We start from the raw sequence: 14,744 nt of genomic DNA, 5'->3' as shown, positions 1-14,744 counted from the left end.
ACCGATGAGTTGCGCTGGCGGTGTTCATCCAAGCAATTAATACTAAGATCTGTATCTGGGGGAAACACGAAAATGCAATTGAGATACGTTCTTGTTCCCGTAATCCCAGTCGATCATGAATTTTCCCGCGTCGGAGTGCGATACTACGCACAGACGGTGTCCAGCGGATTCGACATCTATGACAACTAGGAAAAAGTACGTCTGAACGCGGGATACCCGGATAGAACTGCTGGCGAAAAAGCGTGCGCCAAAATGAATGCTGATTCTCGAAATCCTGATGAGCTTTTTCCACTGCAGGCAGGTGACTGATTTTGCACCAGATAATGCGCGAGCAGTGATGGGAGCCACCTTCCGCTTTCCAAACTAAACGTCGCTGGTACTAAGCGGTAGTGATGTCGCCTCTAACTGCTATTCGTCCAGGAGCGGACTTCATGCAAGACGATCTCTGCGGCATAGACAATTGGTTAGTTTGATCTAGCCTTGGATATCGCGGAAGAATAATTTCATGCCCCTCGCTCTCAGAAATCTGATTTTCTTTACGTTGTGCGGCTTTTCTTGCACATCAGCGTTTTCTCAAGGGGAAGCAGACATCGGTCATCACCCAGCAATACTCCCGTTGGGGTCTGAGACGCTGCCAAAACTCATCGCCTATCCGTCACTGGCGAACCGCTCGCTCGCAGAGTGGTGATCTTACAGTACCGAACAGAGCACGTCAGGATCATGTCGGTATTTGGAAATCTGCTGGTGACACCTTCACGTGACCGTCGATGACTGGAAAGGTACATAGGCGCATACCAGTGAAGACCCGATTATCTTGGTTGGACTGTCGGCACCGTACCCTAAGACCTCTCTTTGTTGTTCGTCATTTGTGCAGATGTATGAGTGCGCTTGATGGATTTGTAATTTCGTCTGATTGTGCAGAAATAGTTGGGCCTTTAAAACTGAGCGGCAGCTTGCGATTGGTAACTAAGCGCGACGTCAGTTGCGACCGCTGATAGTGCCTTTCAAGGGTAGTTCCTGGCTCACCGGAGACGACAATAAATGCAAATAGTCCTCAGTAGTTTTTTTTCGTTGGTTTTTGGTTTCGCTATTTCCCTGCAGGCGCATGCCGATATCGTAGTGGTATCGCAGGGAGGGGCGAACAAGGACGCACAACTCAAAGCTTTTTATGAACCCTACACTGCGAAGACCGGGACTCGGATTGTCGCCGGTGAATTTAACGGTGAAATGGCGAAGGTGAAGGTTCAAGTCGATACTGGAAGTGTGTCTTGGGATGTGGTCGAAATGGAAATGCCCGAAATAGCGCGGGCTTGTGAACTGGGAATGTTGGAGGAGATCGGTGAGGAGCCTGCCATATCTAAGTTGAGCCCTGATCTTTTAGACGGCTCGGTGCAACCTTGCGGCGTAGCTTTTTTTGTGTGGTCTACAGTTTTGGCTTATAACTCGGATAAGCTAAAGACAGCTCCTACTGGTTGGTCTGATTTTTGGGATGTCCAGAAGTTTCCAGGCAAGCGCGGTCTGCGTAAAGGGGCAATGTATACGCTTGAATTTGCACTGTTAGCTGATGGTGTTGCGCCCCAAGATGTCTATTCGGTGCTTGGCACTCGCGAAGGGCAGGACAGAGCATTCGCGAAACTTGACCAGCTTAAACCCTATATTCAGTGGTGGGAGGCTGGGGCTCAGCCACCTCAGTACCTTTTGTCCGGTGATGTTGTAATGAGTTCCGCTTACAATGGGCGTATTGCTGCAGTTCAGAAAGAGAGCAATCTTCGGATTGTCTGGAATGGTGGTATTTACAATATGGATGCATTTGTCATCCCCAAAGGATCTACAAACAAAGCGGAGGGTTTGCGCTTTATTGAGTTCGTATTGCAAACAGATTCTCAGAAGGCTTTTGCCCAGCAAATTGCATATGGCCCCGTTAACAAGGAGGCAGTTCCACTTATAGACGTGGCTCGGCGAAGCAGCATGCCAACAGATCAAGCAAACTTGGCGCAGCAGACAGCGATGGATGCCTCATTTTGGGTTGATCATGGAGACCAACTTGAACAGAGATTCAACTCATGGGCAGCTAAATAGTCAGAAACGTTCTCCACGCAGTAATCTTTCGGTCGCCTTAGGGCGGCCATTTTTTTTTGCTCGCTTTATTCCTGGATAATTTGAAATGCTAAGGCTTCTTAACTTACTAATTTTGGCCGATACACGAAGATGTTCGTTACAGACATGGCTGAGAGAAATGATACGGCAATATGCATCACGGCTATGGGCATGTAAGTTTCCCTTGCAGGGATTTCAGTAACGCCTTTTAAAAACAAAACCTACTGCGCTACCAAGACTAACGTGCACTAATAGTCATTACCCAAACGTAAGCATCCGTCAGAGGCGTCCATTCAAAGATAATCACTGCCATGTGGCCATAGACAGCGTGGGGGCGTACCTATCAGGCAAACATTCGCAGCCATCGCAGCCAGTGGTAATTCCACGTCCAATTTCTTAGGGAGACGCTGCCAAAATAGCCAACCGGCCCCCTCTCCGTGAGCCTTGTTACGCAAGTGCAGAAGACCTTCTTCGAACTCGAATACACCGGCAAGAAAAAGCAGACTCGTCGCGATCGGCTTCTTGGCTGACCTCGAGCAGCTGGTGCCCTGGGCACAACTGGAGGCGCAAGTCGTTCCGTTCTGTAGCGACACCACAGGCAAGCGGGCGCCGTGCAATTGGGTTGTCGCGCATGCTGCGCATGTATGTCGTGCAGCAGTGTTTCGGTTTCTCCGACGAAGGCACCGAAGATGCCGTCTACGACAGCCAGGCCATTCGTGGTTTTATCGGCATCGACCTAGGCCGTGAGTCGGCACCGGATGCTACCACCTTGCTGCGATTTCGCCGCTTGCTGGAAACCCATCAACTGACGCGAGTGATGTTTGAATCGATCAACCAGCATCTGGCCAGCCGGGGTCTGCTGCTCAAGGACGGCGCTATCATCGACGCTACCCTGATCGCCGCGCCGCCCTTGGTCAAGAACCGAGAAGGCAAGCGCGATCCTGAGATGCATCAGGCGAAAAAAGGCAATCAGTGGCACTTTGGGATGAAGGCCCATGTCGGTGTCGACGCCACGTCGGGGCTGGTGCACAGCCTGGTCGTGACGGCAGCCAACGTGGCGGATGTCACCCAGGTCGACAGGTTGCTGCACGGTGCCGAAACCTATGCTTCGAGTGACGCTGGATACACCGGTGCGGCCAAGCGACCGGAGCATGCAGAACGGGAGGTTATCTGGTCGATTGCAGCACGGCCAAGCAGCTACCAGCATCACGGCAAAGGCAGCTTGCTGTTCCGGGTCAAGCGCAAGATTGAATACGCCAAGGCGCAACTGCGTGCCAAGGTAGAGCATCCGTTCCAAGTGATCAAAGTGCGCTTCAATCATCGCAAAGTCCGTTATCGCGGGCTGGAAAAGAACACGGCGCAGTTGTTCAGCCTATTTGGGCTGGCCAATCTGATGCTGGCCAAGCGTTATTTGCAACGGGAGGCGGGATAAATCCGTCTGAAAGACGAGGCTGGCCCGCAAATCAGAAAAATGTGCGCAGATATCGGCCCCAGAAACGCAGAATAAGGCCGAAGGGTTGAAAAAATGGCTTGAAAACGGAGGGCGGCGAGAAAGGGTTAATTGTTCAGCGTCTCCTTAGCAGCAATCACGCACCTTGCAGTAGAAGGTATCGACAGAAGGTTCGCGGAAGATGATGTCTGCCAAAGTGTTCTCACCTGAGCCGTCTGATGTCGGTAGCGTCAACACGAGTACGCGCACGATTGCGAAAACGATCACTAAAATTTTGCGGACGCTGAGCTTTTCTTTGAAGAAGAACGACGAGAGGGTAAACATTGCTGCAGGCGCCAGACCGCTGAAGACAAGCGTCAGCCGCGAAGCGCAGCAAGAAGGGGTTCTGGTGCACTCGATGTAATTTTTATCGCCGCGTTGATTTCAATGTGAGTCCGATACTCAAGGCGCGTGGCATCCGCTACTTCCTTGACCAGGGCTGGAAAGGAGCGCCAAAACGCGAGTCTATAGTTTTCAGGAAAAAGCCGGGGCAGGTGCCTACCCGTTAAACCACGTGGAGAGGCCCTGAACTGCGTGTTTTGTGCTTCAGTGAAGCGTGGATCCTCCCTGCAATCTTTGATTCGAGGGCGGGCATTTTCATGATGAAGTAAAAAAAGGGTCTAGTCATCCTGACTAGACCCGAAATGCGCTTGATACAACGTCATCTGGTAATGACCCTTAAAGCGCTCATTCCCGCGACCAACAGGGATTTTATGAGTGACCTTTTAATCCTATCCATCGACTGCGTATCAAACAATTGTCCTAATATACAGTCTTTGCTACGTGATTTACGTAGGCCCATACGAAAATATGAGCCAATGTCCTTTCTAAGCAAATCGGATTGTGGATAAATTGACTCCGATCATTCGTAGAAACTTGTTTAAAAGCTCCTTAGGTATTAGAAGCCCTCCATTGGTATAGCGACTCCACCGAATTCCTCCATCGCGTCGAGCAAAGCAGCTACAAAATATTCGCGCGATGCTCGGTCGAAAAGGATATGGAAACATTGAGCATCGTCAGTACAGGCATTGATCACAATAACGTTGATGCGCGCTGCTGACGTTTGGGCGACCATCCCAATTCCAAATTTTTCAGGGCGCAGGTCTACACCGCAAAGTTTGGACAAGACTTCACTGATATGCGACCCGCTAATCCGGAGCCATGCATGGCTATCGTATCGGGGTAATAAATAATTAGAATGATGATCCTGCTCCCAGCGTGCCTCCTCGTCTGCAATTCGCTGCCCTTGGTCTTGCAGACTGCCAAGCAGTAAGTATTCAGTTTGTGACAGCCGTGCTGCGTGAGTGCCATCAGATTGCAGCACTGCCCGATTAGGCACATCAGGTAGAACGAAGCCGCGAGTGGTCAGGAACTCCAGGGTATCTGAACCACGAAAGCCAACCCGCGCCAAGTCTGTAAGATCAACCAGCGCACATTTTTGTACTAGGGAAAAAGCATCAGAATGGAAAATATCCTTGGTTTTTAGGTTGGTCATTTCACATTTCCTGACGTTGGTTATCTGGGTCGAAGAACGGAAGCTTAACGACGGTCGCTTGGACGATCACTCCGCCTTCGACGCGGATCGGAATCTGCTGTCCCGGAACGCTTTGATCAAAGGCTGCGTATGCCAGGCCAATGACCTTGTCGAGGGTTCGTGAATACTCGCACGAGCTTACATTTCCGCTGATATTTGGGCCGTGCAGCACCAGATGACCTTCCAGCGGCTGCAGGCTGGACTTTGGCAAAGTGAAGCCGACCAATTTTCGTTTCTGCGGCTGGGCTTCGAGGATGTCCACTGAGCGGCGACCAACGAAGAAAGGTTTGTTACGGCTAACTGCCCAACCCATGTCGATCTCGGCCGGATGGGTCATGCCGTCAGTGTCCTGACTTATGATCACATGACCTTTTTCAAGACGCAGAAGGCGCTGGCTTTCTACGCCAAACGGTCGTATGTCAAAATCCTTACCCGCCTCAATCAATGCGTCCCACAACTTCAGCGCGTGCCGCGCAGGAACGTGAACTTCAAAGCCAAGTTCGCCTACGAAACCCACTCGTAGTAATCGTGCCTTAATTCCTGCCACTGTCCCTAATCGAACGCCTAGGTAAGGAAATGCTTGAGGTGACAGATCCAGGTCGGTACAGATCTTCTCCAGTACCTTTCGTGAATCTGGGCCCGCAACGTTGACAGCAGAGATCGCTGCAGTGACGTTGGCAATATCGACGTTCAACCTCCATTGTGCGTTCCACTTAAGCATCTGCTGGTAGATACGATCCACGCCGCTGGTAGTAGCAGTGACGTAAAAATGGTTGTCCGCGAAGCGGGCGCATACGCCGTCATCAATCACTACGCCGTGCTCATTGGTCATCAGCGCATAACGTGAACGGCCCACCGGCTGCTTGAGGAAGGCAAAGGTATACATGCGGTTGAGCAGTTCGGCCGCGTCCGGGCCGCGTACGTCCAGACCGCCCAAGGTCGATACGTCGATGATGCCTACTTTGTTGCGCACGTGCAGGGCTTCGGCCTGCATGCACTTATCGCGCTCACTGGCCTTGCCGTAGTACGCCGGACGCTGCCAGATCCCGGCAGGCATCATCTTTGCCCCGGCATCGAGGTGACGACGGTGCATCGGTGTCTGACGGTAGGGGTCAAAGGAACGACCCGCAACGTGGGCCAATTTCTCGGCTTCGAAGGGTGGACGTGCGGTGGTCACGCCGGTTTCGCTAATGCTGCGCTGGGTCGACGAGGCCACCAGTCGTGCTGTCGGCAGCGCGGAGTGACGGCCCTGGGACGGGCCCATGCCGACGGTTGAGTAGCGTTTGACCAGTTGCACGTCTCGGTAGCCGATCTTGGTGGCGTTGACGATGTCGCGCACTTGAAGGTCTTCGTCGAAGTCGACGAAATCCTTGCCTTTGGGATGCGGGAAGATCGGCCAAGGAAAGTTGACCTGAGCTTCGCTGCGCAATGGCATTGGCTTAGTTGTAACAGCAAGTTCAAGCGCTGCTATAACCTCAGCGGCAGCGTGAATAGCGTCACTTAAAACGTTGTCCAGTGCGTGATAACCATGGGCGGAACCAGCAACACACAAGTTTTTCGGTAGGCCACTCAGAGTGAACTCAGCCAATTGGTCATCGTAGGCCAGCTTGCCGCCGGCCTGACACAACAACTGATAGACCGGCATGTACCCGCCGGACATGCACAACAGATCACAGTTCAGCGTTAGGCCGCTACTGCCCACTTGGCCTTGTCCAGTGATTTTGCGGATGTCGACACCGCAGACGTGGCGCATACCTTTTTCGTGCAAGGCTTCAAACACCGTGCTCCCGAGGTGACAGGTGATTCCGCGTTTCTCTAGAGCCAGCAGCAGTGCGCGATCGGCCGGATTGGTGCGCATGTCTACCAGTGCAGCAACCTCCACTCCTTGCTCATGCAAATCCAGCGCTGCAAGGTATCCGTCATCATTGCCTGTCAGTACTACTGCGCGATTACCCGGTTTGACTGCATAGAGTTTCATCAAACGCTGTGCGGCGCTGGTCAGCATTACACCGGGAAGGTCATTGTTGCGGAAGATCACAGGCTGATCGAACGAGCCGCTGGCGATTAGGCACTGGGTCGCGCGGACTTTGAACATACGTTTGCCCTGGATTACGGGCAGGTAATTGTCTGTGAACCAGGCATTGCAGGTGGCTTTTTTCAATACATGAATGTTTGCGTGGCCTTCGACTGCGTTAACCAACTCTCGGCGCAGGGTTTCGGCGCGGCTTCCATCGAGATCGAAGCGGGCATAAGTCAGTGAACCACCGAGCACCGGCTGTTGCTCGACCAGTAGCACCTTGGCACCGGAATTGGCGGCGGTCAAAGCGGCTTGCAAACCCGCCGGGCCTGCGCCAATTACTGCTAGGTCAGCAAACAGGTAGGCTTTGTCGTAGTACTCCGGCTGGAATTTCAGATCGAGCACACCCAGACCGGCCTTTTTGCGGATGATCGGCTCCCAGACTTTCCACATGCCTTTAGGCTTGTAGAACGAGCGGTAGTAAAAGCCCACCGGCATGAACTTGGAGAACTTACCGAGGTAAGCGTCTTTGTCATTATCCAGAGAGCCGTTGAAGTTTTGCCCGGTAACTTCTATGCCGCTTTCCAACGAATAGGTGTCGGCCAGTACATTGGGCTCACTCGGCAACTGCACCAGCGTGTTAGCGTCTTGTCCAGCCATGGTCAGCGGGCCGCGAGGACGGTGGTATTTGAACGAGCGGGACAGTAGAAACCGACCATTTGCGAGCAACGCGCTGGCGATGCTATCGCCCTCGAAACCCTGATATGGCTTGCCGTCGAAACTGAAATTAAGCGGCTGATTACGGTCGATTAGAAGGCCCATGGGAGCGGGTAGGCGGCTCATTTGGCGGTCTCCTTGGCGGTGGCGGCATGGAAGTCGACGCGGGCGTTGAACACTTCCTTAGGATCAAAGGTGCGAAGGATTTCATCACTGCCAGTGTGGCGCTCTGCTAGGAACCAGTAGCTGGAAGGATTGTGCATCCACCATTCGCGCACGACGCCCAGGGCGTCCTCGCTATTGAATACGTAGTCGGCCCACTCGGTGTCGGTGCAGGTCTGAGGATCGGGCATCTGCTTGAACTCACCGCCATAGGTGAATTCACTGATATTGCGCGGCCCGTTGAGCGGGCAAGTCATGACTTTCATCTGTCGCTCTCCGTCAGTGGCTGGCCGCTGTCGCGCCCATTTCGTTAACCTGTTGGAATGTGGAGAAGCGCTCAAGGCCGAATGGCTTGATCAGTTCTGGCACCTTACCGCCGCTTGCCACAAGTTCTGCCATGGTCTTCCCGCAGATTGGTGTGGCCTTAAAGCCCCAAGTGCCCCAACCGGCATCAAGGTAGTAATTTTTAACCGGCGACAGGCCCATGATCGGGCTGTAATCAGGGGTCATGTCGGTGATGCCAGCCCATTGACGCATTAGCTTGGCGTTGGCGAGGAACGGGAACATTTCGATAGCGTGAGCCAACAGGCTCTCCTTCAAATCCAGCGTAGAGCGAGTGTTGAACAACGGGTACGGGTCAGAGCCACCACCGAAGACCACTTCGCCACGGCTGGTCTGCTGCACATAGCAGTGCAGGGCCGACGAACTCACCAGTGGGTCAAGGAAAGGTTTGAATGGCTGAGTGACCATGGCTTGCAGCGGAAAGGTCTGGATCGGTGAACGGATACCGGCCTTTTTCATTAGCTGGGAGCTCATGCCCGCCACGGCCTGTACTGCACAGCCGCATTTGATGGTGCCACGATTAGTTTTGACGGCAGTGATGGTGCCATTTTCGATGACCAGCTCCTGCACTTCAGTGAGCTGATGAATCTCCACACCGCGCTTGGCCGCCTGCTTGGCGTAACCCCAGGCAACAGCGTCGTGACGAGCTGTGGCGCCATCCATATGCCACAAGCCTGCGAGCACTGGGATGTGTCCTGGATCGAGATTCAGTGATGGCACCAGTTCCCGAATCTGCTGACGATCAATCAGCTCGGAGCGGCCACCAAAATGCTTATTGACCTCAGCACGCTGGCGGAACGAGCGCACCGTTGCGTCGGTATGCGCCAAGGTCAGTTGGCCGCGTTGGGAGTACATGATGTTGAAGTCGAATTCATTGGATAGGCTCTCGAACATCCGAACCGACTCCGCGTAGAAACGCACGCCTTCGATCGTCAGATAGTTGGATCGAATGACGGCGGTGTTCCGTGCAGTGTTGCCTCCGCCTAAATAGCCCTTTTCCAATACCGCGATATTTGTGATGCCGTGGTACTTCGACAGGTAATAGGCAGTGGCCAAACCGTGACCGCCACCACCGATGATCACCACGTCATATGAAGATTTAAGCTCTTTCGGCGCAGGCAGATCCACCTCGACGGGATACTCCGAGCTGAGCCCGTACTTCAGGAGATTGAAAGGCATGGGGCCTCCAAAAAGCTTCGTTGTGTGTGGGCTTGCTGTACGGCTGCGGTCACCGTGTTTTTCATCAAAAACGCGATGGTCATCGGGCCAACTCCACCGGGTACCGGGGTGATGGCCGAAACTTGGGGCAGGGCGCTTTCGAAATCGACATCGCCCACCAAGCGGCTGCGGCCATCCTCTTCAATGCGATTGATGCCGACGTCGATGACCACCGCGCCGATCTTTAGCCAGCTCGCATCGATCATCCGTGGGCGCCCAACGGCGGCGACCACAATGTCTGCCTGACGACACAGGGACTTGGCGTTCACGCTGCGTGAATGCAGTACGGTGACCGAGCAATGAGCCTTGAGCAGCAGGGCTGCCATGGGCTTTCCGACAATGTTGGAGCGGCCGATGACCACTGCGTGTTTGCCGCTCAGGTCTCCGCAGGCATCTTCCAGCAACTGCATGCAGCCACTTGGGGTGCAAGGCGTCAGAACGTCGCGACCCTGGCTCAGGCCACCTACGTTTTCGCTGTGAAAACCATCCACATCCTTGACCGGAGCAATGGCCTGTAACGCTATGGTTTCTTCGATATGCGAGGGCAGCGGCAACTGCAGAAGGATACCGTTGATGCTATCGTCAGCGTTCAACTCGGCTATAAGCTTGAGCAGTTGCGCCTGGGTTGTGTCAGCGCTCAGGGGGTATTCAAGTGAGCGGATGCCGGCTTCTTCGGCGCGCAGAATTTTGTTGCGAACGTAGACCTGACTGGCGGGATCCTGGCCAACCAAAATTACCGCCAACGCAGGTTCGATGCCATCGGCTTTGAGGCGTTGCACATCGGCTTTGACCAGTGTCATGACGTGATTGGCGGCAGCTTTTCCATCGATCAGTTTTGAAGTGTTCATCGGAAGATCACCGTTCTGTCCTTGTTGAGGAAGACACGGTGTTCAAGGTGGTATTTCACCGCCTTGGACAGCGCCACAGTTTCGGTGTCGCGCCCAATGGCTACCAGATCTTCTGGTAGGTAGGCATGATCAACTCGCTGTACTTCTTGTTCAATGATCGGCCCTTCGTCCAGATCGCTGGTAACGTAGTGAGCGGTTGCGCCGATCAGTTTTACACCACGCTCGTACGCTTGGTGATATGGCTTTGCGCCTTTGAAGCCGGGCAGAAACGAGTGGTGAATGTTGATGGCTTTACCCGATATCTGCTTGCATAGATCGTCGGAGAGGATTTGCATGTAACGGGCGAGCACAACCAGATCAGTGCCGGTTTCGTCGACCACTTTCATCAGCGCAGCTTCCTGCTGAGCCTTGGTGTCCTTGGTCACCGGCAGGTAGATGAAACGAATGCCTTCACGCTCGGCCATCGGGCGCAGGTCGAGGTGGTTGGAGACGATGGCGGTGATGTTCATGTCCATCTCGCCTTTATGGTAGCGATATAGGAGATCAGTGAGGCAGTGATCGAACTTGCTGACCATCAACAGCACCCGCATTGGCTTGCGGGTATCGTGCAGTTCCCACTGCATGTCGAAACCTTTGGCAACGTCATCCAAGCCGGCCTTTAACTGCTCTATATCGCCACTGTGACCGTCGTTGAAACGGAACACGGCACGCATGAAAAACTTGCCGCTGAATTCATCGTCGAACTGAGCCATTTCACCGATGTAGCATGAGTTGCCTGCAAGGTATGAGGTAATCGCAGCGACGATGCCGGAGGTCGCGGGGCAGCTGATCTTGAGAATGAAATGGTTCTTTTCGTGTTGCATCACGTGTCCTCAGAAAAATGGCGGCAGCAGAAAGCAAGGCGAATGTGCAGCGTTGAATTTTTGAGTGCGAACAATAATTCCTGCTGGGAAATATTTATTCTTGTGTGGGATTTATAAGTGAAAGAATTCGATGAGTCCAGAACAATCTGGAAACTATTTTAACTGGTAGGAATATCTTCGCTTGTTTCTGTAGGGGCGCCAGAGGCGTTCTATGCCCGCAATGCGGGTGTGAACACTCCCGGACAATGGCTGAAGAAGACCAGTGCTGTTGGTGTTTTTTTTGATAGTCAGGAGGTTGGATTATTCGGTCTGAGTACCATAATTCATGATCGACAGCAGCTTAATCGGCACCCTCACCAGCTCCTCCGGGCCATGAGGGATGTCGCCATCGAAGGTCAAGCTGTCTCCAGCCTCCATGTGATACAGCTGGTTGCCGTGGCGATATACAAGTTCGCCTTCGAGCAGGTGGAGAAATTCCGTCCCGGGATGGGAGAAGGTTGGAAACTCTTCACTAGCATCGTCCATGGTGACCATGTACGCCTCGAAACTCTTTCTCGGCCCGCGAGTGTGGTTGAGCAAATGATAGGTGTGCCCCTTCTCTGTACCTCTGCGCACGACCTCCAATCCTTCATCGTTTTTGACCAGCAAAGCGCTGCTACCTGGTTGGTCATACTGGCTAAATAGCTTGGACATTGGCATACCCAGGACGTCGCAGAGCCGGCTTAGATTGTCGAGGCTGGTGGATACTTGAGCATTTTCTATCTTGCTCAACATCCCTTGGCTGATGCCTGCAATCCTTGCAACGTCTGAAAGTTTCAGATCTTGAGCCTGGCGCTGCCGCTTGATCTCAATACCTAGGTACTGCTCGAGCTTCAATTTTGGTTTCTTGTCGATTGGCGTATTCATTGTGTGCGCACTATTTCCGCTCAGTAAAAAATATTTCGCACTAGGAATGTGCGAAACGTGAAACTGTGTGTAAGGTAGCTCGATGGGTATTCCTGTAGGGAAAACAATATTCCCATATAAACAGAAAAAAAACTTACGTAATCACTGAAATCGTACAGAAACACAATTTTGGCAAGCAGTTTGCATTCCTTGCAGGAAAGTAAATTTCCTATTCGGAATACGGAGCGTAGGCAAAATGTTACCAGCAGAGACTCAGCGCTTGATTGAGCAGCACGGGATCAAATACGTGCTTGCGCAGTTCGTGGATATTCATGGTTCGGCCAAAACAAAGTCAGTGCCGATCTCCGGTCTGCCGATGGTTGCAGAAGGTGGTGCGGGTTTCGCCGGTTTTGCGATCAGCGGAATGGGTATGGAGCCACACGGCCCAGACTTTATGGCCAAGGGCGATCTTTCAACGCTTACGCCAGTTCCGTGGCAACCAGGCTATGGACGCATCGTCTGCATTGGCCACGTCAATGGCGAGCCATGGCCCTATGACACTCGCTACGTCCTGCAGCAGCAAGTAGAACGGCTCAAGGCCAAAGGCTGGACGCTTAATACGGGCCTGGAGCCCGAGTTCAATCTTATGCGTCGAGATGAAAGCGGCAAGCTCCAATTGGTCGACGCCAGCGATACTCTGGACAAGCCTTGTTATGACTATAAAGGATTGTCGCGTTCCAGGGAGTTTCTCGAAAAACTCACCGAAGCGCTCCAGCCGGTGGGCTTCGATATCTATCAGATCGACCATGAAGACGCCAATGGCCAGTTCGAGATCAACTACACCTACAGCGACGCGATGGAGTCGGCTGATCGGTTCACATTCTTTCGCATGGCCGCCGGTGAGATCGCCAATGATCTAGGCATGATTTGCTCGTTCATGCCGAAGCCCGATCCTAAGCGTGCTGGTAACGGCATGCACTTTCACCTCTCCATTGCCGGCGCCGAGAGCAAGAACCTGTTCTTCGACGCTTCCGACAAGAACGGCATGGGGTTGTCGAAGTTGGCCTATCACTTCGCCGCCGGACTGCTAGCCCATGGCCCAGCGCTGTGCGCCTTTGCTGCTCCGACCGTTAACTCTTACAAGCGTCTTGTTGTCGGCAATTCGTTGTCCGGCGCAACTTGGGCGCCAGCCTTCATCGCTTTTGGCGCAAACAACCGCTCGGCCATGGTTCGCGTGCCTTATGGCCGTCTCGAATTCCGTCTGCCTGATGCCGGCTGCAACCCGTATTTAGTCAGTGCCGCAATCATCGCTGCGGGACTCGACGGAATTGAGCGCCAGTTGATGCCCGATCAAATCTGCAATGAAAACCTTTACAGCCTTGGGCTGGAAGCCATTGCGGCAAAGGGCATTAAAACCTTGCCGCAGTCGCTCAAGGAAGCCTGCGATGCGCTGGAAGCCGATCCGCTTTTTGCCGAAGTGATGGGCAAGGAGATCGTCGGTGAGTTCATCAAGCTCAAGCGCATGGAGTGGGTCGAGTACAGCCGCCACGTCTCGGATTGGGAAGTGAAGCGCTACACCGAGTTTTTCTAATCTTACCGGTTTAACCAACTGTTTCTGACGCCCAGCCAATGGGTTGGGCGTCTTCTGCCCAGGAGATATGAATATGTGTGGAATCGTGGGTCTTTACCTGAAAAACCCAGCGCTGGAATCACAGCTCGGAAAGCTCTTTGAGCCGATGCTCGAAGCCATGACCGACCGTGGGCCGGACAGCGCAGGCTTTGCCATCTATGGCGATGAGGTCGCGGATGACTGGGTCAAGTTCACCCTACAGGCCACCACTGAAGGGTACGACTTCAATAATCTGATTGCGGCCCTTGAGGGCAAGCTCAGCGCATCGATGGAGTGGTTTCAGAACGCCAGCGCGGTTGTTTTGAAGATCAAGGCTGAAGAGTCTGACGTGCGCGCAGCATTGGGGGAACTGGCACCGACTGTGCGCGTCATGAGTGCTGGTAGGAGTATCGAAATTCTCAAGGGCATGGGATTGCCTAAGGAAATCTCCGAGCGCTTCGGCTTGGGCAGCATGAAGGGCAGTCACATCATCGGTCACACACGCATGGCCACTGAGAGTGCCGTCACGATGGAAGGCAGCCATCCGTTTTCAACCGGCTCCGATCTTTGTCTGGTGCATAACGGATCGCTGTCCAATCACTTCCGACTGCGGCAGGAACTGCGCAGAGAAGGCATCAATTTCGACACCGAAAACGACACTGAAGTTGCCGCCGGTTACTTGGCTTGGCGCCTGCAACAAGGCGACTCCTTGAAGACCGCGTTGGACAGTTCGCTGGAAGCGTTGGATGGCTTTTTCACCTTCGCTATTGGCACTCGCAACGGTTTCGCAGTGATTCGAGATCCGATCGCCTGCAAGCCTGCGATTCTTGCCGAGACCGATGACTACGTAGCCATGGCCTCGGAGTATCAGGCGTTGTCGAGCCTGCCAGGTATCGAGAAAGCCAAAGTCTGGGAACCCGTTCCCGCCACCATGTACATCTGGGAACGTGAGTCGGCTTAAGG

General features: G+C 53.4%; 11 protein-coding genes and 2 pseudogenes. 6 read left to right on the top strand and 7 right to left on the bottom strand.

All coding sequences use genetic code 11. The features are described from left to right. Positions 1-505: 505 nt before the first annotated feature. The 4 genes and pseudogenes from ACI77H_RS14925 to ACI77H_RS14910 form a co-directional block, all read left to right on the top strand. Positions 506-784: pseudogene (locus ACI77H_RS14925) on the top strand (DUF6130 family protein); the annotation flags it as partial. 257 nt (positions 785-1,041) lie between these two features. After that, on the top strand, positions 1,042-2,079 hold the full coding sequence (locus ACI77H_RS14920) for an ABC transporter substrate-binding protein (protein WP_407012562.1): 1,038 nt from the start codon (positions 1,042-1,044) through the stop codon (positions 2,077-2,079). A gap of 473 nt (positions 2,080-2,552) precedes the next feature. After that, positions 2,553-3,529: pseudogene (locus ACI77H_RS14915) on the top strand (IS5 family transposase). A 199-nt stretch (positions 3,530-3,728) separates the two neighbouring features. Next, positions 3,729-3,950 carry a hypothetical protein gene (locus ACI77H_RS14910; protein WP_407012561.1) on the top strand — a complete coding sequence of 74 codons (222 nt, stop codon included), beginning with the start codon at positions 3,729-3,731 and terminating at the stop codon, positions 3,948-3,950. Positions 3,951-4,484: 534 nt separating this feature from the next. Here the strand turns inward: ACI77H_RS14910 and ACI77H_RS14905 are convergent. From ACI77H_RS14905 to ACI77H_RS14875, 7 genes are all read right to left on the bottom strand, one after another. Then, positions 4,485-5,081, bottom strand: coding sequence for a sarcosine oxidase subunit gamma (locus ACI77H_RS14905; protein WP_407012559.1), 597 nt, complete (start codon positions 5,079-5,081; stop codon positions 4,485-4,487). A 1-nt stretch (position 5,082) separates the two neighbouring features. Beyond that, on the bottom strand, positions 5,083-7,980 hold the full coding sequence (locus ACI77H_RS14900; protein ID WP_407012558.1) for a 2Fe-2S iron-sulfur cluster-binding protein: 2,898 nt from the start codon (positions 7,978-7,980) through the stop codon (positions 5,083-5,085). Continuing rightward, entirely contained in the window at positions 7,977-8,282 is a 306-nt protein-coding gene (locus ACI77H_RS14895; RefSeq protein WP_407012557.1) for a sarcosine oxidase subunit delta, read from the bottom strand. The genes ACI77H_RS14900 and ACI77H_RS14895 overlap by 4 nt, the downstream gene beginning before the upstream one ends. Before the next feature lie 13 nt (positions 8,283-8,295). Then, positions 8,296-9,537, bottom strand: a complete 1,242-nt coding sequence (locus ACI77H_RS14890) for an FAD-dependent oxidoreductase (protein WP_407012556.1) — start codon at positions 9,535-9,537, stop codon at positions 8,296-8,298. Next, positions 9,519-10,424 carry a bifunctional methylenetetrahydrofolate dehydrogenase/methenyltetrahydrofolate cyclohydrolase FolD gene (gene folD, locus ACI77H_RS14885; protein ID WP_407012555.1) on the bottom strand — a complete coding sequence of 302 codons (906 nt, stop codon included), beginning with the start codon at positions 10,422-10,424 and terminating at the stop codon, positions 9,519-9,521. The genes ACI77H_RS14890 and folD overlap by 19 nt, the downstream gene beginning before the upstream one ends. Continuing rightward, complete coding sequence (gene purU / locus ACI77H_RS14880) at positions 10,421-11,287, bottom strand: formyltetrahydrofolate deformylase (RefSeq protein WP_407012554.1); 867 nt, start codon at positions 11,285-11,287, stop codon at positions 10,421-10,423. Before purU ends, folD begins: the two co-directional genes overlap by 4 nt. 300 nt (positions 11,288-11,587) lie before the next feature. Continuing rightward, the gene (locus tag ACI77H_RS14875) at positions 11,588-12,193 is read right to left on the bottom strand and encodes a helix-turn-helix domain-containing protein (RefSeq protein ID WP_407012553.1); all 606 of its coding nucleotides are present in this window, start codon (positions 12,191-12,193) and stop codon (positions 11,588-11,590) included. Between the two features lie 235 nt (positions 12,194-12,428). On the opposite strand from ACI77H_RS14875, the gene glnT reads away from it, so the two are divergent. Together glnT and ACI77H_RS14865 are read left to right on the top strand one after the other, a co-directional pair. Further along, on the top strand, positions 12,429-13,763 hold the full coding sequence (glnT, locus tag ACI77H_RS14870) for a type III glutamate--ammonia ligase (protein ID WP_407012552.1): 1,335 nt from the start codon (positions 12,429-12,431) through the stop codon (positions 13,761-13,763). Positions 13,764-13,836: 73 nt separating this feature from the next. Beyond that, on the top strand, positions 13,837-14,742 hold the full coding sequence (locus ACI77H_RS14865) for a glutamine amidotransferase family protein (RefSeq protein WP_407012551.1): 906 nt from the start codon (positions 13,837-13,839) through the stop codon (positions 14,740-14,742). Positions 14,743-14,744 lie beyond the last annotated feature (2 nt).

The organism is Pseudomonas sp. O230, assembly GCF_045447035.1.
Lineage (GTDB): Bacteria > Pseudomonadota > Gammaproteobacteria > Pseudomonadales > Pseudomonadaceae > Aquipseudomonas.
The sequence above is the reverse complement of the archived record's forward strand: the minus strand, read 5'-3'. Positions and strand labels throughout refer to the sequence as shown.

What these genes read in the sequence shown, in the direction of transcription:
- ACI77H_RS14920 (WP_407012562.1), top strand. Translation starts at nt 1,042, where the DNA reads ATGCAAATAGTCCTCAGTAGTTTTTTTTCGTTGGTTTTTGGTTTCGCT.
- ACI77H_RS14910 (WP_407012561.1), top strand. Translation starts at nt 3,729, where the DNA reads ATGATGTCTGCCAAAGTGTTCTCACCTGAGCCGTCTGATGTCGGTAGC.
- ACI77H_RS14905 (WP_407012559.1), bottom strand. Translation starts at nt 5,081, where the DNA reads ATGACCAACCTAAAAACCAAGGATATTTTCCATTCTGATGCTTTTTCC.
- ACI77H_RS14900 (WP_407012558.1), bottom strand. Translation starts at nt 7,980, where the DNA reads ATGAGCCGCCTACCCGCTCCCATGGGCCTTCTAATCGACCGTAATCAG.
- ACI77H_RS14895 (WP_407012557.1), bottom strand. Translation starts at nt 8,282, where the DNA reads ATGAAAGTCATGACTTGCCCGCTCAACGGGCCGCGCAATATCAGTGAA.
- ACI77H_RS14890 (WP_407012556.1), bottom strand. Translation starts at nt 9,537, where the DNA reads ATGCCTTTCAATCTCCTGAAGTACGGGCTCAGCTCGGAGTATCCCGTC.
- folD (WP_407012555.1), bottom strand. Translation starts at nt 10,424, where the DNA reads ATGAACACTTCAAAACTGATCGATGGAAAAGCTGCCGCCAATCACGTC.
- purU (WP_407012554.1), bottom strand. Translation starts at nt 11,287, where the DNA reads ATGCAACACGAAAAGAACCATTTCATTCTCAAGATCAGCTGCCCCGCG.
- ACI77H_RS14875 (WP_407012553.1), bottom strand. Translation starts at nt 12,193, where the DNA reads ATGAATACGCCAATCGACAAGAAACCAAAATTGAAGCTCGAGCAGTAC.
- glnT (WP_407012552.1), top strand. Translation starts at nt 12,429, where the DNA reads ATGTTACCAGCAGAGACTCAGCGCTTGATTGAGCAGCACGGGATCAAA.
- ACI77H_RS14865 (WP_407012551.1), top strand. Translation starts at nt 13,837, where the DNA reads ATGTGTGGAATCGTGGGTCTTTACCTGAAAAACCCAGCGCTGGAATCA.